Genomic DNA, 21,342 nt, shown 5'->3' with positions numbered 1-21,342 from the left:
ATTACAAAAAACATCTGTAAAAAAGGAAAACCTTTTTAAAATGTATTTATACATTTTTCCTGGGCCTTTAGAAATAGCTATTTGCAAGCGAAAGTGCTTTCGTCATAGGCGAAAATGGCATGTAGCGATAAGCAAATAAGCGGCTTTTACGAATGTATTCGTAAAAATTTCCTTTAAAGGCACTAGATTTTTTTGATTCGTTTTTTTATCGATGAAATCAACTTTGTTGATTCATGAACACCACTAGCAAATAAAAGATTCGTGAACTAATACATTTTTTTCTGGCATCACGAAAATTGTCTGTAAAATTTGCCACGAAAGAAGCGTTAAAATTTTAGGCTGTTTGAGTATTGATTTGCCAATACGAGTTCTCTAAAATTTAGCTTCCGAGTAATAAATTTAAGACAAGATTCGGTAGCCTAGTCTTTTTTGTTACTTTTTACGACAATGGTAAAAAGTAAGTGTACTAAAGTTAATTATCCGTTCATTTTGTCTTGACACAAAACGAACCAAAAAGTCAAGACCGTTTTAAGGAAATTTTTAAAAGCAAGTTTTAAAACCGCTGCTAAATCTGGCGTTTCATGCTTTGTCTTTGCGATGCAAAGACGCACTTCCACTGGGATTTACAGCTATTTCTGCAAAACTGTTGGGTTTTTCGGCATCACGAAAATTGTCTGTAAAAAAGGAAAATCTTTTTAAAAATGTATTTATACATTTTTCCTGGGCCTTTAGAAATAGCTATTTGCAAGCGAAAGTGCTTTCGCCATAGGCGAAAATGGCATGTAGCGATAAGCAAATAAGCGGTTTTTACGAATGTATTCGTAAAAATTTCCTTTAAAGGCACTAGATTTTTTTGATTCGTTTTTTTATCGATAAAAAAAATGAATGTTTAAAATAATTCATGAACACTATTAGGAAATAAAAGGTCGTGAACTAAAAAAAGTAAATGTAATAATGCTTTTTGCTTACACATTTTAACCAAACCCTCTTAGGCTTTTATACCCCCTTTTGTTTTAACATAAAAAGTTATATATATTTGAGGATATATAGAAGTTGCCCACAATTATGAAAAAAATCTGTATTCACATCATATTTCTGATTTTTTTGACTATCTCTTTTAATGGATTTTCTCAAAATATTTTTGAATACGAACGAGAAATAAGCAAAAAAGAAAATTATAACTTTCAAGAAATTGATTTTCAAAATACAGATGAAAATATCAAACTCTCTGGAACTTTAATAACACCCAAATCGGATTTCGATAAAATTGTTGTAATTGTTCCAGGAAGTGGACGTGATACAAGATATGCTCATTTTGTTTTAGCCGAAGAATTTTTAAAAAATGGAATTGCAGTTTACCGATTTGACGAACGTGGAATTGGAAAATCCGAAGGTAAATTTAATACTTCCGCTACTTCATTAACGGATGACTTGACATTTGCAATCTGGGAATTAAGGAAATTAGATTTCACTAAATCTCATAAAATTGGTGTTTTAGGTCATAGCTTGGGAGGAATTGCTTCAATTGGAGCATACAAGAAAAATCCGAATATTGATTTTCTCATTCAAATGGGAACACCAGTTGAGAAATATGGTACATTTTTTAAATATCAAACTATTAATAATATAAGTGAATTTTATAGAATTAAAGGAAAAACCCAAGAACAAGTTGTAGAATTATTAAATTTAATTTATCCGATAATTGTTAATAACGATGATATTAAGATTATAAGACAAAAAGTCAAGATAGTTGCAAAGGAAAACGGATTTAAAAAAGACTTTTACAAATTTATTAGTCCTGCACATATCGACCACGTTAAACAAAACTACGAGGAAACTTACAGAAACATAGATATTCCTGTCTTATATATTATTGGAGAAAATGACAAGTTTATAAACCCAAAATCTGAAATCGAATTGCTTGAATCGTTTAATAATTCGACAATCCAAATAAAAATAATGGACGGACTTAATCATTGGCTGACTGAAAAAAATGCAAAAGCGGGAACATCACTTTATAAAATGGACAAAGAGGCTTTGAACGAAATAATGAATTGGACTCTAAAAAAATAACTATGCCCAACAAAGAACTGAGTTAAAAACCAAATATTTTCAGACTAATTTTGGTACATTTTTATTACCAGGAATCCCTGATTTAGCAATTGTAAAGGCTTGTTGTAATAATTTATAGCGTCTATTTTTTTAGTTTTCTTACGGGAAATAAAACTAGATAAGGCTATCAAAAAAGATAGCCTTATTGAATAGAAGTTTTCTAGAAACTATATAAACTGATTTTTAATGCAATTACATGCCTAAAAGGTAAGCAAATACTAACGGAGCAACAATGGTTGCATCACTTTCAATAATAAACTTAGGGGTGTCTATCCCTAATTTGCCCCAAGTGATTTTTTCGTTAGGGATTGCCCCTGAGTAAGAGCCATAGCTTGTGGTAGAGTCTGATATTTGACAAAAATAGCTCCAAAATGGGGTGTCTGTTTTTTCTAAATCTTGGTATAACATGGGTACCACACAGATAGGGAAATCTCCGGCAATGCCTCCACCAATTTGAAAAAATCCTATGCCATTGGTAGCATTGTTTGTATACCATTCAGCAAGGTAAGCCATGTATTCTATTCCAGATTTCATGGTACTTGCTTTTAATTCTCCTTTTATCACATAGCTGGCAAAAATATTACCCATGGTACTATCTTCCCATCCAGGAACAACAATAGGAAGGTTTTTTTCTGCAGCAGCATACATCCAAGAATCTTTTATATCAATTTCGTAATATTGCTCTAATACTCCGCTTAACAATAATTTATACATAAACTCATGGGGGAAGTAACGCTCTCCTTTTTCTTCGGCTTCTTTCCAAATGGCATAGATATGCTTTTGTAACCTTCTAAAAGCTTCTTCTTCTGGGATACAAGTATCGGTTACTCGGTTTAATCCTTTTTCTAATAAATCCCACTCATCTTGTGGGGTTAAATCACGGTAATGAGGAACACGTTTATAGTGGCTATGAGCTACCAAATTCATGATGTCTTCCTCTAGGTTAGCTCCTGTGCAAGAGATAATATGCACTTTGTCTTGGCGGATTATTTCGGCAAATATTTTCCCTAATTCTGCGGTACTCATAGCTCCTGCTAAAGATACAAGCATTTTTGCATTATTATTTAATTGCTGCTCGTATGCTTTTGCTGCATCAACAACGCTAGCAGCGTTGAAGTGTAAATAATATTTTTCTATAAATGATGAGATGTTTCCTTTTTGCATGATGTTATTATTAGTTGTCATCGTTATTGCGATGATTTTGATATTTGAATTTATAACTAAGCATTTTGTAATATAATTTTGCGGCTAAGAAGTTTGAAGATTTTTCATTTTCAATAGGGCATAGCTCTACAATATCGAAGCCTACTACGTTTTTCTTTTTAAAGATAAGTTTTAAAAAATCTAATGTTTCGTACCATAATAATCCGCCAGGTTCTGGTGTTCCTGTTGCTGGAAGAATAGCAGGATCAAAAGCATCTAAATCTATGGTAATAAATACATTTTGGGTCATTTGTCCTATGGCATCATCCATCCAATCTTCATAAAGTTCGTGAGCGAAATAAGTTTGGTTTTCATCCATGTATTGAAGCTCTTCTGCATCCATAGAGCGTATACCTACTTGTATTAAGTTGGTATTTTTACTGGCCTCGTACATGGCACAAGCGTGGTTGCATGTAGAACCTTCGTAGGATGGTCTTAAATCGGCATGGGCATCTAATTGTACCACGCTAAGGTCTTCAAAAGTTTCCTGAAAGGCTTTGATGCTTCCGATAGATATGGAGTGTTCACCTCCAAATAATGTAACAAATTTACCTTGTTTTAGGTAGTTTTTGGTTGTTTTATGCACAGCATCTGCCATTTTTTCGGGCGATGTATTTTCGGTTACTGCAGGAGCTAGGTAAATTCCTTTTTTATATACCTCGGTACGGGTTTCTATATCAAAAAGCTCCATGTTTTCCGAGGCTTCTAAGAAAGCATCTGGTCCTTTATCTGCACCTTTTTGCCATGTGCTTGTACCGTCGTAAGGCACAGGGATTAGTACTACTTCTGCGGTATCTAAGCGGGTATATTTATCAGGAATTCCTGCATAGTTTTTTTTACTTATCATAACCTAATATTTTAAGAAATTCGTTGGTGTTTTGTTGTTCTCTAAATAATGTAGTTGTTAGTTTACCTTCTTTGTCTTTATCGATAAGAATATGTTTAGGAGAAGGAATTAGGCAGTGCTGTAAACCGCCAAAGCCTCCTATACTTTCTTGGTAAGCTCCTGTATTAAAGAAGCCAATGTATAAAGGTTTATCTTTTTTATACTTAGGTAGGTATATGGCGTTTAGGTTTTGTTCGCTATTATAATAATCGTCACTATCGCAGGTTAATCCGCCCAAAAGTACACGTTCATATTCATCATTCCACCTGTTGATAGCAAGCATTATAAACCGCTTATTAATGGCCCAAGTATCGGGAAGGGTAGTGATGAACGAAGAGTCTATCATGTTCCATTTCTCACGATCGTTTTGTTGTTTTTGGTATAAAACTTCGTAAACGGCTCCTCCGCTTTCTCCTACGGTAAAGCTGCCAAATTCTGTAAAAATATGAGGTACGGGAACCTTTGCTTCTTGGCAAGCTATATTGATTTGGTTTATAATTTCGTCTGCCATGTATTGATAGTCATAATCAAATTGAAGTGAGTTTTTTATAGGAAATCCACCCCCAATGTTTAAGCTGTCTAAGCTTGGGCAAATGCGCTTTAATTTGATGTAAACTTTTAAGCATTTTAAAAGCTCGTTCCAATAATAAGCATTGTCTTTTATACCAGTATTGATAAAAAAGTGAAGCATTTTTAATTCGATTTGCTCGTTGTTTTTTATCTGATCTTCATAAAAAGGAACAATATTTTTGTAGCCAATACCAAGCCTAGAGGTATAAAATTCGAATTTAGGCTCTTCTTCCGAAGCAATTCTAATTCCTATTTTAAATTCTTTAGTTGTAGCTTTGCAAAGCAAATCTATTTCTTCATAATTATCTATTATAGGAATACAGTTTTCATGGCCATTATTTATTAGCCTTGCGATATTGTTTACGTATTGGTTTCGTTTAAAACCATTGCATAAAATGTAGGTGTTTTTATTTATTCTTCCTGTTTTTTGAAGTTTTTCAACAATATCGATATCAAAAGCAGAGGAGGTTTCTATATGGATGTCGTTTTTTAAGGCTTCGTTTAAAATATGTTGGAAGTGTGAACTTTTAGTGCAATAGCAATAATTGTAAGTGCCTTTGTATTGGTGGTTTTCTATAGCTTTGTTAAACCAACTTTTGGCACGTTGTATGTTTTCTGATATTTTTGGTAAATAGGTGAATTTTAATGGAGTACCATAGGTTTGGATAAGTTCCATTAAATCTATTCCGTGAAAAAATAAATTGTTTTCTTTTAAGTCAAATTCTTCTTGTGGGAAATAATAGGTTTGATCGATAAGATCTAGGTATTTTATATTCATTGTAGTTTGTTTTTATAGAATTAATTAATGTTTTTTATTAATTAATCTATTAACAAACAATTTTCTTAACGCTAATAGGTGAGAAGGCTAAGCGCTGGTACAGTGAGTGATAAGTTACCTTAGAAGTGAGCTTTAAAATTCGGAGGCTTAACCGATAAGCCGTTTTTGAAGTTACTTCTATGTTCTTCAAAAACCCGAAACTAAAAACAGGTTTCAATTTGTTCAGCTAAAATATAACGGAACAAATAAAACCTATTTTTAAAAACAAATCAACATATAAAATGTTAAAATTACAGATTATTAAAGCATCCCTAAGTTGATTACTTCTTGTTTTGTAAGGTGTCTGTAACGTCCGCGTGGGAGGTCTTTTTTGGTTAGTCCGCCGTAAACTACGCGATCTAATTTTACAATATTGTAGTCTAATTTTTTAAATAAACGCTGTACGATATGTGGTTTACAGCTTTTTAGCTCTATACCAACATGTTTTTTGGGTTGATTTTCTACATAGCTTACCTCATCTACAATTACTTTACCGTCTTCTAGGGCAACTCCTTCTCTAATTTGGAGTAAATGCATCATGTCTAGTTGCTTATCGAGTTCTACGTGGTAGATTTGACGAATAAGTTTCTTAGAGCTTCCTAGGTTTTTTGCCATTGTACCATCGTTAGTAAAAAGCAATAACCCCATGGTGCTGGTGTCTAATTTCCCTACAGGATCCAATTTAGCACGTGAGGCTTTGGCAATTAAATCTAAAACAGTACGGTTGTTTTTTTCTAAGCTTCCAGTTACGTAGAAGCCTTTGGGCTTGTTTAATAAAACGTATTCTTTTGGTTCTGGGTTTATTTTTCTTCCGTCAAATTTTACTTCATCGGTAGGTTTTACTTTATAACCCATTTCGGTAATTACATCACCGTTTACGGTTACATTTCCTGATGAGATATAAATATCGGCATCACGACGGCTGCAAATGCCTGAGTTAGCAATATATTTGTTTAGTCGCATACCCGCTTCTGGGTTTTTAATATGCTGATCTACTTTTGCTTTTGCTGTTGCGGCAGTATTGTTTTTTTTACTAAAAGGTTTTCCTGCTTTCTTTCCACTTCCTTTTCTGTTTCCTTTATTAGGTATTTTTGCCATTATTAATTTTTTTTGCAAAGGTATAGAATTTAAATAAGATTTTTTACTTCCCAAAGAAGAGTTCTTCAAGAAAAGAAAGTCTATCGATAATTAAATCTATATTGATAAAGAAAATACTAAAAACACCTATTACCAATATGGCTTTTAATAGGTTATGCAGACGTAAGTACTCACTTCTTTTTTGTGCTTTCCATAAAAAAAACAAAAAAATGAGTAGTAGAATAAAACTTATAATAAAGTAATAATACATGTATCCTAAAGGGAAATGATAAAAAATAAGGAGCAATACAGGAATAGCTGTAAGTAACACCAATAAAGTTGCTAAACGCTTGCTGTAAGCAATACCGTAAACCACAGGAATGGTTTGGTAATTATGAGAGAAATCTCCTTTTAGGTTTTCAAGATCTTTTACCAATTCTCGTAACGAAAGAATTAGAAATAGAAAACTTGCATGAATAAAAATAACCCAGTCGAAGTTTTTATAGTAAACAAAAACCGCAAAAAAAGGAGTAATGGCTAGTACAGAAGCTGTTAGATTACCTATAAAAGGATATTTTTTAAGCTTGTGCGAGTAGAACCAAAGCATGAAAATATATACAGAAAAAAAGAGTACTGCCCTAAAGGATATGTAACTGGCTAAGATTACGGCTAAAAAATTAAGGATAAAATAGACACTTAATTTGGTTTTCTGACTCACATAATTGTCTATAAATGTTTTTGTAGGCCGGTTTATTAAATCTTTTTCACTATCGTAAAAATTATTAATAAGGTAACCAGATGCGATAGATAAGGTAGAGGCTAAAACAATAATAAACAAATTTGGATCAAGAATAACGTCCGAAAAAGCTTTTTCTGGAGCTAAAATATAGATAGACGTAAGGTATTGTGCTAAAGCAATAACCCAAATATTATAACCTCTCACCACAGAGAACAAACTCGCTAACTTTAGCAATAAGAGTTTGTTCTTTCTAGAAAGCATAGGGGGTAAGGTTTTATCAGAAATTATAAACTACTTCAATTTTATGGTCTTTTAATGCTTCTTTTGCTTTTTCTAAATTCTCAGTAAACCCAAGAATATAACCGCCACCGCCAGAACCACAAAGTTTTAAGTAATAGGCGTTGGTCTCAATTCCTTTTTTCCAAAGTTGATGGAACTGTTTAGGAATCATAGGTTTAAAATTGTCTAATACCACGTTAGAAAGTTGCTTGATGTTGGTGAATAAGGATTTTACATCGCCGTTTAGGAAATCATCAACACAGGCATCGGTATGTTTTACAAATTTATCTTTCAGCATTTTTCTAAAGCCTTCTTGCTTCATATTTTCCATAAAAATCTGAACCATTGGAGCGGTTTCTCCAACCAGACCACTATCAATTAAAAAAACACCTCCTTTTCCGTTAGATTCTTGTGCAGGAATGCCAGTAGCTTCTATATTGTCTTTAGAGTTTATTAAAATAGGAATGCTTAGGTAGCTGTTTAAAGGATCTAAACCTGATGATTTCCCATGGAAAAAAGACTCCATTTCAGCAAAAATTGTTTTTAAGCTAAGTAATTTTTCTCTGCTTAAATTTTCTAATACGGTAATTTTATCAAGTGCATATTTATCATAAATTGCTGCCACTAATGCTCCGCTACTTCCTACGCCATAACCTTGTGGGATGCTGCTGTCAAAATACATTCCTCTGTCTAAATCGGCAATAAAGTTATCTAAATCAAAAGTTACCAGTGTAGGTTGTTCTTTTTGTAATTTTTGCAGAAATGCTGCGTATTTACGTAAGTTTTTATTTGATTCTTCTTGAACTTCTGTTTCGTTTTCCGATATTTTTAATGCGCCATTATAAAAGTTATAGGGTATAGATAAGCCTTTAGAATCTTTTATAATTCCGTATTCTCCGAAGAGTAATATTTTTGAGTAAAAAAGTGGTCCTTTCATTGGGTCTGATGGTTGTTAAGTAGGCAAATTTAGTTTAATTGCTCCTTCGCCTACAGCATCACAAATATAATGCCCATTTTGGCAATATCCAACTAGTTCTTTATTAATGAAATGTAAAATTTCCTCTTTTTCATTTTCAGGATAGAGTAGGTGTACGTTTGCTCCTGCATCTAGCGTAAAGCATAGTTTAGATTTGGTTAATGCTCGGTATTGCCATATTTTATGGATAACTTCTACCGTATTGGGTTTCATTAAGATAAAATACGGGTTGCTGGTCATCATCATTGCATGCAGTGTTAATGCTTCAGATTCTACCAGGGCTATAAAAGCATCGGTGTCTCCTTTTTTTAGGATAGCGTTTAAGGTGTTAATGTTCTCATTTGCCTGAACAAAACGTTGTTGAGCAAAAGGGTGATTGTTCATTAATTGATGCCCTAAGGTGCTGCTTACTGTTTTTTCGCCTTTATCTATAAGTAAAATAGTATCTTGGTAAGTGTGAAATATAGGGTGGATGTTTTCTTTAAGTTCTACCCCGTAAAGGTTACTACTGTTTGGTATAGAGGGGTGCTCTCCCCAAGCAACAAGCTTCCCTTTTAGACTTCTTGCTGCACTACCAGAACCTAATCGTGCTAAAAAACTGGCTTTTTGATAGAAAAAGTCTTCCTTCATAGAAGGATTTAAGGTTTTTTCTAGTTGCATAAAACACAGTGATAATGCTGCCATTCCGCTTGCAGAAGAAGCAATTCCGCTACTGTGAGGAAACGAGTTGGTGGTTTCTATTTTGTACTTGTAGCTAGGTAAAAAGCTTAGGTAAGGTTTAATTCTAGCTAAAAATTTAGCAATTTTAGGCTTAAAATCGGGAGCGGGTTGGTTATCGAGAAAAACATCAAAAACAATTTCGTCAGATTTTTCAGTTACCGGTTCAAAGTGCAAATGGGTTTGGGTATTGCAGTTTGTTAATGTAAAACTAATAGAGGTGTTTTTAGGAAGTTGTTCTCCATACTTCCCCCAATATTTTACCAGTGCAATATTACTAGGTGCTTGCCATGAGAATACTCCAGCGGGTAATGTTTGTTGGTAGGTTTTTCCTAAAAAATCTTTTTCTGTCATTTTTGCCTAAAATTTTTGCAAATATAATTTAATAAAAACGCCGAGATGTATAGTCGATAAGCTTTATTCGTCAAATAGAGCTTTTGTTAATAGTTTTAGTCCATAAAAAATACAGAACATAGCGCCTAAGCAAAATAAAGCACCTATGCTAAGTACAAGAATATATAATGGATGTTCCCGATTATTAAAGGCGCTAAATAAAACACTAGGGCCTATAAATACTAGTGGTAATGAGCCCGATAGAAATTTTATGCCTTTGGCAAGGACTTCTTTATTGGTTCTTTTTGTCATGGTAATTTTTTATGGCTATTCGGACATTTTTATACTGAGATAACAGGCTTTCTGCTTCTGCCTTTGTACAGTTGGTTTCTTGCTGAATGATAGATACACCTCTTAAAAAAAGTTTATTGTTATTCAGTTGCATGTCAACCATTTTATTTCCTTTTACTTTACCTAATTTAATCATACAGGTTGTGGTAAGCATATTAAGCACCATTTTTTGTGCTGTTCCTGCTTTCATGCGTGAGCTTCCTGTAAGAAATTCTGGACCAACCACAATTTCTATTGGGAAGTTGGCTGTTTTAGCCAATGGACTGTTTTGATTGCAAGTAATGCAACCCGTAGGAATTTTATTTTCATTGCAAGCTTGTAAGCCGCCAATTACATAGGGAGTAGTTCCCGATGCTGCAATGCCTACCACGATATCGTTGGTGTTTATTTGGTGTTGTAAGAGGTCTTTCCAAGCTTGGTTTGGGTTGTCTTCTGCGTTTTCTACGGCAGTTCTAATTGCAGTATCTCCTCCTGCTATAAGTCCAATTACTTTATTTTTATCAACTCCAAAGGTAGGAGGGCACTCACTGGCATCTAAAATTCCTAGTCTACCACTTGTGCCAGCACCTATATAAAAAAGTCTTCCCCCTTTTTTAAGTTGAGCGATAATTTTATGGGTGAGCGTTTCTATCTGCGGAATAGATTTTTCTACTGCAAGCGCAACTTTTTTATCTTCATTATTGATATTAGAAAGAATTTCGGTAACCGATTTTTGTTCTATATTGTTGTATAGTGAGTCGGTTTCGGTGGTTTTGATGAATGTATCCATAAGAAAGTCTAATCTTTACAAAGATACATCATTCTGATGATTTACAATTATAACTTCTTAGAGGTTAAGGAATGTTAAATTTTAAAATATATTCTTTTTTAGTAAATTGTTTAAAGCTAGTGTTTTTGTGTGTTTTCTGTTGAAGTTCAGTTTTTTAGCTTTTTTTTAAATGTTTCTAAATTGTTAATAAATTTTGGATTGAAAAATTAAACAACGTACATTTGTTCCCTTGAAATAGGAAGGCAGTTTGTTTTAACAGTGTATATAAGTCCTTTCGAAAACAAAACCTTTGAAGAAAAAAGTACTAAGAGTATCTTTGTTTCCTGTAATAGCAGGAACCTTTATGTTTTTTGGTTTTTCAGAAAACACCCATTCAGAAGAAGCTTTACCAGCTTTACCAACCTACAATGTGGTAAGTAAACCACACATTGTTCCCAATGCAGCACAGCATGTTGCTTACCCAATTCTCCAAAAAGATTATACAGGTTTTAAAGAAGCTGTAGGTTTTAAAGAATCTCAAGGTAATTATAAGGCGATTAATACTTATGGTTATATGGGGAAATATCAATTTGGACGTGGAACTTTAGCTTTAATCGGAATTAAAAACACGACAGAATTTCTTAACTCTCCAGCTTTACAAGAGGCGGCATTTTATGCAAATGCTTCTAGAAATAAGTGGATTTTAAGGAGAGAGATTAAAAAATATGTCGGAAAAGAGATGAAAGGTGTCGAAATTACCGAATCTGGTATTTTGGCAGCAGCCCATTTAGCGGGGCCAGGAAGTGTAAAAAAATATTTACGAAGTAATGGCTATCATGGATTTAAAGATGCCTACGGAACCAGTGTTAGAAGCTACTTAAAAAGATTTAAGGGGTATGACACCTCTATAGTTACTCCAGATAGAACAGCTAAAGTAAATAAGTAATCTATAATAAGTAATTAGATTAAGATTTATAAAAAAACCACACTGTAAGCAGTGTGGTTTTTTGTTGATAGCTGTTAAGCCGCAAATCTTATTAACTTTATTTTTGAATAATAAATATAGCAGGACGCTTATGAATATCTATTTTTATGTTTTTCCACTCATGAATAGGTTTTGTTTTGATGTATTCGGTGGTTAATGTTACATCACAACCAATACAAAGCTGAGTAGAAGGGTGTAAAAAACTAAGTAAATCTGCAAAAAGCTTTTCGTTTCGGTACGGAGTTTCTATAAAAATTTGAGCTTGTTGGTTTTCTACCGATAAACCTTCTAGTTTTTTAATAAACTGCTTTCGTTCTTGTTTTTGTATCGGTAAATAGCCATGAAAGGTAAAATTTTGTCCGTTTAATCCACTAGCCATCATCGTTAATAGTATAGACGATGGCCCTACTAAAGGAATCACTTTAATATCTTTTTGGTGAGCTAGTTTAACAATTTCGGCTCCTGGGTCTGCAATACCGGGACAACCGGCTTCACTAAGTAGACCTATATCAAAACCTTCTTCTGCTTTGTCTAGAAAATGCTGAAGCTCTAAAGGGTCGGTATGTTTGTTGAGGATATTAAAACTTAATTCTGCTTGTTTTTTTTCTGGCGCCAGTTGTTTTATAAACTTTCTGGCAGTTTTTTCATTTTCGGCAATATAAAAATCAAGTACAGCAACTTTTTCATAAACCGAAGTAGGTAAGCTAACTAAGGCTTGATTATCTCCTAAAGTTGTAGGGATTAGAAATAATTTTCCGGTTTTCATACTGTTTCTAAATAATGGGCAATATTTGTTGTTGCTGTATCTAGCATACGGTAAACATTATCAAAGCCTTTTGCGCCTCCAAAATAAGGATCGGGAACCTCTAGGTTTAGTTTTTCTTCAGACAACCAATTAAGGATAAGATGCACTTTTTCTTTTTGTGCAGGTGTTTGCGCTAATTTTGTAACATTTTGATAATTGCTATTATCCATAACAAAAATATAGTCGAACGTATCAAAATCTTTAGTGGTAAATTGCCTTGCACGTTGGTTTTTAATGTTAATGCCATTTTTTTGAGCAACATCGATAGAACGAACGTCAGGCTTTTCTCCTTGGTGATGGTTAGAAGTACCTGCAGAGTCTACTTTTATTTTTTCAGGATTTACTTTTTCTTTAAGTAAACCTTCTGCTAAAGGAGATCGGCAAATATTACCTAAACATACCATAAGAACCTTAGTTTCCATTAAGAGTTAAGTTTTTTATTTAAATCCTCTACGTATTTTTTAAATTGTTTATCTGTTGCAGATAGGTTGTTTACAGTTTTACAAGCGTGTAAAACGGTTGCATGGTCGCGTTTACCTATTTGTGAGCCAATACTTGCTAGTGATGCTTTGGTTAATTTTTTTGAAAAGTACATAGCTAGTTGTCTTGCTTGTACAATGTGTCTTTTTCGGGTTTTAGATTGTAAAACTTCTATATCCATCTGGAAGTAATCGCTTACTACTTTTTGGATATAATCTATAGATACTTCTCGTTTGGTATTCTTAACGTAGTTTTCTACAATTTTTTTAGCAAGACTAAGGGTAATGTCTTTTTTATTGAATGAAGAGTGAGCGATTAATGAGATAATTGCCCCTTCTAATTCCCTAATGTTGGTTTTTATATTGTTGGCAAGGTATTCTATAATATCTTCAGGCATTTCTACACCATCACGGTATAATTTATTTTTGATGATAGAAATACGTGTTTCGTAATCGGGTTGTTGTAACTCTGCAGAAAGCCCCCATTTAAACCTAGATAATAAGCGTTGCTCGATATCTTGTATATCTACAGGAGCTTTGTCACTTGTTAGAATTACTTGTTTTCCGTTTTGGTGTAAATGGTTGAAAATATGAAAAAATACATCTTGTGTTCCTGCTTTTCCTGATAGTAGTTGAATATCATCTACAATTAAAACATCGATAAGTTGATAGAAATGGATAAAATCATTTCGTGTATTTTTCTTTACCGACTCTATGAATTGTTGTGTAAATTTTTCAGCAGAAATATAAAGGACAGTTTTTTCTGGGTATTTGTCTTTTATTTCTACCCCAATGGCGTGAGCTAAATGCGTTTTTCCAAGTCCTACACCTCCAAATACTAATAGAGGGTTGAAAGATGTTCCTCCAGGTTTGTTGGCTACAGCCATCCCTGCCGATCTTGCTAAACGGTTAGAATCGCCTTCAAGGAAATTATCGAAACTATAATTAGGATTCAACTGAGAATCTATCTTAACATTACGAATTCCTGGAAAAACAAAAGGGTTTTTTAATTCTGGACTTTTATTTTTAAGCTGTACATTAACTTCTTGTGCACTTACATTGGAACGTTGAGAGCTAGGAATTTTTTCAGTGTAAGGTTGTTTATTACCATACGTGTTTTCCATTTTTATACTGTAAATCAGTTTTGCTTTTTCACCAAGCTCTTTTGTTAAGGCAACTTTTAGTAATTTCACATAATGTTCCTCTAGCCATTCATAAAAAAACTTAGACGGCACTTGGATACTTAGTGAATTATCTGCTAGCTTAACTGCTATTATAGGTTCAAACCAAGTTTTGTATGCTTGAGGAGAGATGTTATCCTCAATAAAAGACAGGCAATTTTCCCAAACCGATTTTGCAGTTCTAGCCATAGTATAAGCTAAATTTAAAGTTTAATAGATTAGTATAAAGTTACCTAAATAGAAGGGATTTAGTTTGTAGAACTACTTCTTATTTAAGGATAACAAAGATGTGAACAAATTAGCTAATAAAAAAACTTATTTAGGGTTGAATATTTCTTTTTTTTTTCGCATAATTAAAATTATCTACTAATAAACAAATGCAAATTGTTTTTTTATGAAAAATATTGATTCTTCTTTTAGAGTAAGGTATGCAGAAACAGACCAAATGGGGGTAGTGCATCATGCTAATTACCCAGTATACTTAGAGTCTGCGCGTATAACATGGTTAGACAATTTAGGAATTTCCTATAAAAAATTAGAGCAAGATGGGGTTATGCTACCCGTTTATGATTTGCAACTTACTTATGTGAAACCTGCTTTTTTTGATGATATAATTACCGTAAAAGTAAGCCTGCGAGAAGCTCCTGGGGTTAAGATAATTTTTGATTACAAATTGTATAATCAGCATGATGAATTGTTAACAAAAGCTGCTACAACCTTAATTTTTGTAGATGCAAAAACACGTAAACCAATACGTTGTCCTAAACCTATTTTTGATATTATTATGGGGTAATTGCTAAACGTTTTTTTTAAGAAGCTCTACGCCATAAAAATCCTTAAAAATTTGTTTTAATTTTTTAGCATTTTTTTCTCGGATGCTTATGGTGAAAATACAATTAAGTGTCATGTCTTGTTTAAGAATTTGAGCTTCGTTATCTTTTACAATCCGCATAACTTTATTCATTAAGGGGTAATCAAACTTTATTTTAAAAACCTCGTCGATGGTTTTTTCTACAATATTGGAGGCTTCTATTGCTAATTTAGCACTTGTTTTGTAGGCTGTGATTAATCCGCCAACACCAAGTTTTGTTCCACCAAAGTAACGTACTACGATAATTAAGGTATTGGTGAGTTCAAAAGATTGTAATTGCCCATAAATTGGCATTCCTGCGGTATTAGACGGTTCGCCATCATCGTTTGCGCGATGGTTTTCGTACCTACTACCTAATTGCCATGCATAGCACCAATGCCTAGCTTGGTGATGTTGTGCTTTTATGTTTTCTAAAATTGTTTTTATTTCGTCCTCTGTACTTACTGGGAAAGCGTAGCCAAAAAATTTACTTCCTTTTTCTTTAAATAGGGTTTCTTCTCCTGGTTCTTTTAGGGTTTTATAGGTGTCTTTTTGAGTACTCAATTTAATACTTGTTTTTATAGAAGGTTAATTCGTCGGTGCTTAGGTTAGTTTTATATGCTGCTACCGATTGTAATATGGGTGCTTTAATGCCTTTGTGCAACATGGTTTTTCCGGTAAAAACTCTTGCTTCGTCCCATAAGTTTTCATCGATAAATGTTTGTAGGGTTTGTTTGCCTCCTTCAATAATTATCGATTGAATCTCTTCAGTATAGGCAATTTTACATACTTGCGTTGCAAGGTTTTTAGAGAAATCTATAGCATGATGATTGGCATTGGTAGGCGGGGTAGTTTTGTTACCTATTATACAGAGGGTTTTTTCTCCTGTAAATACGTTGGCCTGTTTGGGGACTTTGAGTGTTTGGTCTAATATTATTTTAACAGGCGATTTTCCGTACCATAATCGCGTATCTAATTTTGGATTATCTTTTAGGGCGGTATTTGTTCCGATAAGAATACCTGCTTCTTGACTTCTCCATTGGTGTACTAATTGCTTTGCTGCTGCTGATGTTATCCAAAAAGGCTTTCCGATTTCTTGATGCTCAGGGGCAATAAATCCATCGTTTGTTTCGGCCCATTTTAAAATTATATAAGGACGTTTATGTTTATGGAAGGTAAAAAAGCGCTTATTTACTTCGTTGCAAGCCTCTTCTAATACGCCAACTGTTACTTGGCAACCAGCATTAAGCAATTTTTGTATGCCGCGTCCAGCAACTTTTGCAAATGGGTCTGTAGTGCCAATAACTACATGTTTTATCCCTTTTTCGATAATTAAATCACTACAAGGAGGAGTTTTTCCGTAATGGCTACAAGGTTCAAGATTAACATAAAGCGTGGCTTTTTCTAATAAAGAAGTATCTTTTACTACGTTAATTGCATTTACTTCTGCGTGGGCTAAACCTGCTTGGTGATGCCAGCCTTCACCAATTATTTTTCCGTTATAAACAATAACGCTACCTACTAGCGGATTGGGATAGGTATACCCTAATCCTTTTTTTGCAAGTTCTAAGCAGCGGTTTATATATTTTTCGTGTATTTTCACAACCTAAAATTCAGAATGACCAAAGGTACTAAGATAAAATAAAATTTGGCCTTCATTTTTAAAGTCTATCAAAAGTCTGTTGTATGAATATTATATCGTTTAAAACCTATTTTTATAAAGAACTTTCTGAGGTATATCCAGAAACCGAGATTAGCGCATTTTGGACTCTTATCGTAGAGAAGTACCTTGGTTTAGATAGGTTAAACGCAGCCTTGTATCCAGAAAAAGAAATTACCAATACCGTACATATTGCCTTAAAAAAGGTGGTAGCACGTTTACAGCAAAATGAACCTATACAATATATACTTGGCGAAACAATATTTTTTGGGTTGCCTTTTTATGTAAATCCAACTGTGTTAATACCAAGACCAGAAACAGAAGAGTTGGTAAACTGGATATTAACCGATATTGAACTTGCTAAAGAAAGAAAAACAACACATATTTTAGATATAGGAACAGGAAGTGGTGCGATAGCCATTGGTTTAGCAGCCAATTTACCAAGTGCTTTAATCGATGCGATAGATATTTCTGCAGCAGCTATACAAACAGCTATAAAAAACGCAAACCTAAATAAAGTTCAAGTAAGCTTTATGGAGCAAGATATTCTTAGTTGTGATAAATTGACTAAACAGTACGATGTAATTGTTTCAAACCCACCTTACGTTCGTAATTCAGAAAAAAAACAGATGCAAGCTAATGTTTTAAACCATGAACCCCAAACCGCTTTGTATGTTACAGACAAGAATCCTTTACTGTTTTATAAGAAAATAGGAGAGCTTGCTTATAAAAACTTACTCGATAATGGGCTTTTGTATGTAGAGATAAACGAGTTTTTAGCTACAGAAACAGCAGAATTGTTTGAGGAAATAGGTTTTAAAACTACTGAAGTGAAGAAAGATATTTTTGGAAGAAACCGAATGATAAAAACACAAAAATAACTAATTTTAAGGCATTGCTAAGCCCATTTTATATATGAATATCAAAGAGAAAATAGAAAATTTACGAGAGGAATTACGTACGCATAACTATAATTATTATGTGCTTGATAAACCTGTAATTACCGATTTTGAATTTGATAAAAAACTAGAAGAACTTCAAGCTTTAGAAACGAAGCATCCTGAATTTTTTGACGCCAATTCGCCTACACAACGAGTAGGAGGAGAGGTAACTAAAAATTTTAATACCGTAACACACGAGTACAGAATGTACTCTTTAGCGAACTCTTATTCGAAAGAAGATTTAGAAGACTGGGAAGCTCGATTACATAAATTAATAGGAAACAACATTACCTATACTTGTGAGCTAAAATACGATGGTGTTTCTATTAGCATTCATTATGAAAAAGGATTGTTGGTAAAAGCAGTAACTCGTGGCGATGGTTTTCAGGGAGACGATGTAACGGCCAATGTTAAAACAATACGTTCAGTGCCTTTAAAATTAAAAGAAGATTTTCCAGATAAATTAGAAATTAGGGGCGAAATTATTCTTCCGTATAAAGGGTTTACCCAGCTTAATCAAAAGCGAATTGCACAAGGCGAAGAGCCTTATGCAAATCCTAGAAATACAGCTTCGGGGAGTTTAAAACTTCAGGATAGTGCCGAAGTAGCACAACGTCCGTTAGATTGTTTATTATATGGCGTGGTGGGAGAGAAACTACCATTTTTATCGCATTACGAGAGTTTAGAAAAAGCTCGTCAATGGGGATTTAAAGTTCCTCCGCAAGCTCAAGAAGTAAAAGATATTACAGAAGTTCTGGCTTATTTAGCTTATTGGAATGAACGCCGACATGATTTACCTTATGAAACCGATGGAGTGGTTGTAAAAGTAAATAATATACAACAACAAGAGGAATTAGGCTATACGGCTAAAGCCCCACGCTGGGCAATGGCATATAAGTTTAAAGCAGAACAAGCCCATACGCAATTAGAGCATATTAGTTTTCAAGTAGGTAGAACAGGTGCCATTACCCCAGTAGCAAATCTTACTCCTGTGCAACTTGCAGGTACTATAGTAAAACGTGCTTCGTTACATAATGCAGATCAAATAGAGAAACTAGATGTGCGTGAGGGTGATTGGGTATTTGTAGAGAAAGGAGGAGAGATTATCCCTAAAATAGTAGCAGTAGATTTTACAAAACGCGCTGAAAGCTTAACCGAATTTACTTATATTACTACTTGTCCAGAGTGTAATACGCCCTTAAAAAGAGAAGAAGGCGAAGCGCAACATTATTGTCCAAATGCAAAAAGTTGTCCTCCACAAATAATAGGGAGAATACAACATTTTATTTCGCGTAAAGCCATGGATGTAGAAGGTTTAGGAGGGGAAACCGTGGCATTATTGGTAAAGGAAAAACTGATTGAAAGTTATGCAGATTTGTATGAACTTAAAAAAGAACAATTGCTCCCATTGGAACGTATGGCGGAAAAATCGGCAGATAATTTATTGCAGGGTATTGAGGCTTCAAAAAATATTCCTTTTGAAAGGGTTTTGTATGCCTTAGGGATTAGGCATGTAGGAGAAACGGTAGCTAAAAAATTAGCCTTACACTATAAAAATATAACAACATTGCGCAATGCAACTAAAAATGATTTGGTGAGCGTAGATGAAATAGGAGAAAAAATAGCCGATAGTATTATCGAGTTTTTTGGAAATCCGACGAATATTGCTTTTATAGAACGTTTGGAACGCTATGGTTTGCAGTTTTCTATAGCTAAAGAGCTGTTGGAAGGATTAACAGATAAACTTAGCGGAAGTACTTTTGTTATTTCGGGTGTATTTACACAAGTTTCTAGAAAAGAAATTAAAACATTGATAGAGAAAAATGGCGGAAAAGTAACCAGTTCTATTTCTGCTAAAACAGATTATCTGGTTGCAGGAGAAAATATGGGACCTAGTAAATTGGCAAAAGCAGAAAAATTAGGAACAAAAATGCTTTCGGAAGAAGCTTTTTTAGCCCTATTAAATTGAATTTATTAATACTTGTTATGAAATAAAGACACTATCCCGTAAAATGTGTAAATTTATTTATTGAGGGTTTGACATAATTAAAGTTGAACCCTTTTTTTAATATAGTTGAAAATTGGTTTAAAATTATATCCAGTTTCTAATCGGTATTAACCATTTTTAGTCACTTTTCTTAGTACTAAAAACAGCCATCAGCTGTTTCTTATATAACTATTTTAGTGAGTTTTGATAGAGAGAATAAAACTTTATCATTATTGAACCGCCGTATACGAGACCCGTACGTACGGTGGTGTACTCAGTGCGTTGTTATTTTTATTATAGGACTTCATGAATATAAATATTTGAGAGGCGAACTCCGTGCCTATTTGGGTGCGGAGCCGTCTACTCGATTAGCTGTTGTTATTTCATTTTTTTATCTCTAATTACTACACTAATCAGTTTATATCCTTCGTCTGTTTTTAGAAATTCGTAATGATTTTGAGTGAATTCATTTTTATGATTAATTATTATTGACATTGTTGGATAAATCCAATCTTTTGACTCTCCGCAATTATTATAGTATTTATTAAACTCTGTACCTTCATACATAAAAGGGTTCAGTCCGTCATTTGAAATGAAGTAATCCGATTCTGGTTGCAATATTTCTAACAATCCGTTTTTCAAAATTGTAAAATTTTCGGCTATGAGTTCGTTTTTATTTGATTTTGTCCAACCATTTTTTGATTTCCAAGTTATTGTATCGTGTGAAACTGCAATTAATCTCTCAAGAGTTAAGCTATCAAGTAATTCTTTAGTTACCCATTGTCTAAATTCCTTTTCAAATTCAACAAACGAATAGAAGCTACCATCAACAGCCAGGAATGATTTTCTTATATTGTCTGAATATGGTTCTTTGGTCTTTTCAAGTGTGAAAAAGTTTAACGAATTTTCGTAATGGAAATTTTCAATGAGAACATTGTTCGCTGTGTCAATCAAAACTTCCTGTCCTCCTTTCCAACTATAATGATTACAACCTGATTCTTTGTGTTTGTTCCAATATTTTTTCTCTGCTCCTTTTAGTGCCCAAATCAATCCATTGTGTGTTCTTGAAAGTGCATCATAAACTGCTGGAATTGTAACATTTCCGTTTTTATCAAACATTCCGACTTTATCTGTCTTTTTATCTTTAAACCTTATGAAGCCTTCGCTTTCACAGTCCGCACCGTTATCAAAGAAATATAGGCTGTCAATACCTATTTTTCTACCCGACTTGGTTAAATAATAGGTGTCATATAAACCATTATTTTCTTCCATAACTGCAATAATATTATCGAATCTTCTTGCAATTGTGAGCCCCATAAATTTAGGTTCAATCATTACTTCATCTTTTGAGTTTTTAAACCCCATCAAGTCAGTTTCTTCATTCCAAAAAGAAGTCCATACTTCATTGTTTTGGGCAAAAGTGAATTGTCCAATTAGAAGTAAAAAAAATGATATGATTTCTGCTTTCATTATAATAACAGCTAACGGGCTCGTATAACCGTCAGTTACGGGATTAAAGTTAATAATTTTCGGTTAAGCACTGACGTTAGTAATTCCGAGTGGATTCGGACGTAGTCGAATCTGCCGTAATTGCGGTTATACATTGTGCCTGTTGCACAATTTAGGAAAAAAATCCATAGCTAAGG

At 33.7% G+C, this 21,342-nt stretch carries 20 protein-coding genes; 5 read left to right on the top strand and 15 right to left on the bottom strand.

Going from position 1 to position 21,342, the window contains the following annotated elements:
- Positions 1-1,065 precede the first annotated feature (1,065 nt).
- Positions 1,066-2,073, top strand: coding sequence for an alpha/beta hydrolase (locus GGR32_RS11425; protein ID WP_183478338.1), 1,008 nt, complete (start codon positions 1,066-1,068; stop codon positions 2,071-2,073).
- 231 nt (positions 2,074-2,304) lie between these two features.
- Here GGR32_RS11425 and GGR32_RS11420 read toward each other — a convergent pair whose 3' ends face one another.
- The 9 genes from GGR32_RS11420 to murQ all read right to left on the bottom strand — a co-directional run bounded on the left by GGR32_RS11420 (position 2,305) and on the right by murQ (position 10,829).
- Positions 2,305-3,297 (bottom strand): deoxyhypusine synthase family protein, encoded by a 993-nt coding sequence (locus tag GGR32_RS11420; RefSeq protein WP_183478337.1) that lies wholly within the window; start codon positions 3,295-3,297, stop codon positions 2,305-2,307.
- On the bottom strand, positions 3,287-4,162 hold the full coding sequence (speB, locus tag GGR32_RS11415) for an agmatinase (RefSeq protein WP_183478336.1): 876 nt from the start codon (positions 4,160-4,162) through the stop codon (positions 3,287-3,289). The genes GGR32_RS11420 and speB overlap by 11 nt, the downstream gene beginning before the upstream one ends.
- Positions 4,152-5,549, bottom strand: coding sequence for an arginine decarboxylase (locus GGR32_RS11410; RefSeq protein WP_183478335.1), 1,398 nt, complete (start codon positions 5,547-5,549; stop codon positions 4,152-4,154). Before GGR32_RS11410 ends, speB begins: the two co-directional genes overlap by 11 nt.
- A gap of 300 nt (positions 5,550-5,849) precedes the next feature.
- Positions 5,850-6,686, bottom strand: a complete 837-nt coding sequence (locus tag GGR32_RS11405) for a pseudouridine synthase (protein WP_183478334.1) — start codon at positions 6,684-6,686, stop codon at positions 5,850-5,852.
- Positions 6,687-6,729: 43 nt separating this feature from the next.
- A complete protein-coding gene (locus GGR32_RS11400; RefSeq protein ID WP_183478333.1) occupies positions 6,730-7,665 on the bottom strand; it encodes a geranylgeranylglycerol-phosphate geranylgeranyltransferase in 936 nt (311 codons plus the stop codon).
- A 16-nt stretch (positions 7,666-7,681) separates the two neighbouring features.
- Entirely contained in the window at positions 7,682-8,620 is a 939-nt protein-coding gene (locus tag GGR32_RS11395; RefSeq protein ID WP_183478332.1) for a mevalonate kinase family protein, read from the bottom strand.
- A gap of 15 nt (positions 8,621-8,635) precedes the next feature.
- Positions 8,636-9,730: a diphosphomevalonate decarboxylase gene (locus tag GGR32_RS11390; protein ID WP_183478331.1), complete on the bottom strand. Its 1,095-nt coding sequence runs from the start codon at positions 9,728-9,730 to the stop codon at positions 8,636-8,638.
- Between the two features lie 63 nt (positions 9,731-9,793).
- Positions 9,794-10,021 (bottom strand): DUF6095 family protein, encoded by a 228-nt coding sequence (locus GGR32_RS11385; RefSeq protein WP_183478330.1) that lies wholly within the window; start codon positions 10,019-10,021, stop codon positions 9,794-9,796.
- A complete protein-coding gene (gene murQ / locus GGR32_RS11380) occupies positions 10,002-10,829 on the bottom strand; it encodes an N-acetylmuramic acid 6-phosphate etherase (protein ID WP_183478329.1) in 828 nt (275 codons plus the stop codon). The genes GGR32_RS11385 and murQ overlap by 20 nt, the downstream gene beginning before the upstream one ends.
- Before the next feature lie 289 nt (positions 10,830-11,118).
- On the opposite strand from murQ, the gene GGR32_RS11375 reads away from it, so the two are divergent.
- Complete coding sequence (locus GGR32_RS11375) at positions 11,119-11,754, top strand: peptidoglycan-binding protein LysM (RefSeq protein WP_183478328.1); 636 nt, start codon at positions 11,119-11,121, stop codon at positions 11,752-11,754.
- 97 nt (positions 11,755-11,851) lie between these two features.
- Here GGR32_RS11375 and GGR32_RS11370 read toward each other — a convergent pair whose 3' ends face one another.
- From GGR32_RS11370 to dnaA, 3 genes are read right to left on the bottom strand one after another with little or no spacing between them, the layout of a single operon-like run.
- Entirely contained in the window at positions 11,852-12,559 is a 708-nt protein-coding gene (locus GGR32_RS11370) for an SAM-dependent methyltransferase (RefSeq protein ID WP_183478327.1), read from the bottom strand.
- A complete protein-coding gene (locus GGR32_RS11365; RefSeq protein WP_183478326.1) occupies positions 12,556-13,020 on the bottom strand; it encodes a low molecular weight protein-tyrosine-phosphatase in 465 nt (154 codons plus the stop codon). Before GGR32_RS11365 ends, GGR32_RS11370 begins: the two co-directional genes overlap by 4 nt.
- Positions 13,020-14,447 carry a chromosomal replication initiator protein DnaA gene (gene dnaA, locus GGR32_RS11360; protein ID WP_183478325.1) on the bottom strand — a complete coding sequence of 476 codons (1,428 nt, stop codon included), beginning with the start codon at positions 14,445-14,447 and terminating at the stop codon, positions 13,020-13,022. Before dnaA ends, GGR32_RS11365 begins: the two co-directional genes overlap by 1 nt.
- 205 nt (positions 14,448-14,652) lie before the next feature.
- Between dnaA and GGR32_RS11355 the strand changes: the two genes are divergently transcribed.
- A complete protein-coding gene (locus GGR32_RS11355; RefSeq protein ID WP_183478324.1) occupies positions 14,653-15,051 on the top strand; it encodes an acyl-CoA thioesterase in 399 nt (132 codons plus the stop codon).
- Between the two features lie 3 nt (positions 15,052-15,054).
- Here GGR32_RS11355 and GGR32_RS11350 read toward each other — a convergent pair whose 3' ends face one another.
- Both GGR32_RS11350 and ribD read right to left on the bottom strand, forming a co-directional pair.
- Positions 15,055-15,672 carry an IMPACT family protein gene (locus GGR32_RS11350; protein ID WP_183478323.1) on the bottom strand — a complete coding sequence of 206 codons (618 nt, stop codon included), beginning with the start codon at positions 15,670-15,672 and terminating at the stop codon, positions 15,055-15,057.
- Position 15,673: 1 nt separating this feature from the next.
- Positions 15,674-16,711, bottom strand: a complete 1,038-nt coding sequence (gene ribD / locus GGR32_RS11345) for a bifunctional diaminohydroxyphosphoribosylaminopyrimidine deaminase/5-amino-6-(5-phosphoribosylamino)uracil reductase RibD (RefSeq protein WP_183478322.1) — start codon at positions 16,709-16,711, stop codon at positions 15,674-15,676.
- A gap of 83 nt (positions 16,712-16,794) precedes the next feature.
- Here ribD and prmC point away from each other — a divergent pair, with 83 nt between their 5' ends.
- Positions 16,795-17,649, top strand: coding sequence for a peptide chain release factor N(5)-glutamine methyltransferase (gene prmC, locus GGR32_RS11340; RefSeq protein WP_183478321.1), 855 nt, complete (start codon positions 16,795-16,797; stop codon positions 17,647-17,649).
- Between the two features lie 34 nt (positions 17,650-17,683).
- Positions 17,684-19,678, top strand: a complete 1,995-nt coding sequence (gene ligA / locus GGR32_RS11335) for an NAD-dependent DNA ligase LigA (RefSeq protein ID WP_183478320.1) — start codon at positions 17,684-17,686, stop codon at positions 19,676-19,678.
- 396 nt (positions 19,679-20,074) lie between these two features.
- Here ligA and GGR32_RS11330 read toward each other — a convergent pair whose 3' ends face one another.
- Positions 20,075-21,166, bottom strand: coding sequence for a WG repeat-containing protein (locus GGR32_RS11330; RefSeq protein WP_183478319.1), 1,092 nt, complete (start codon positions 21,164-21,166; stop codon positions 20,075-20,077).
- Between the last annotated feature and the right edge of the window lie 176 nt (positions 21,167-21,342).

Source organism: Mesonia hippocampi (assembly GCF_014197445.1).
Taxonomy (GTDB): domain Bacteria; phylum Bacteroidota; class Bacteroidia; order Flavobacteriales; family Flavobacteriaceae; genus Mesonia; species Mesonia hippocampi.
Note: the sequence above shows the minus strand (reverse complement) of the source record. Positions and strands in the feature narration are given on the sequence as shown.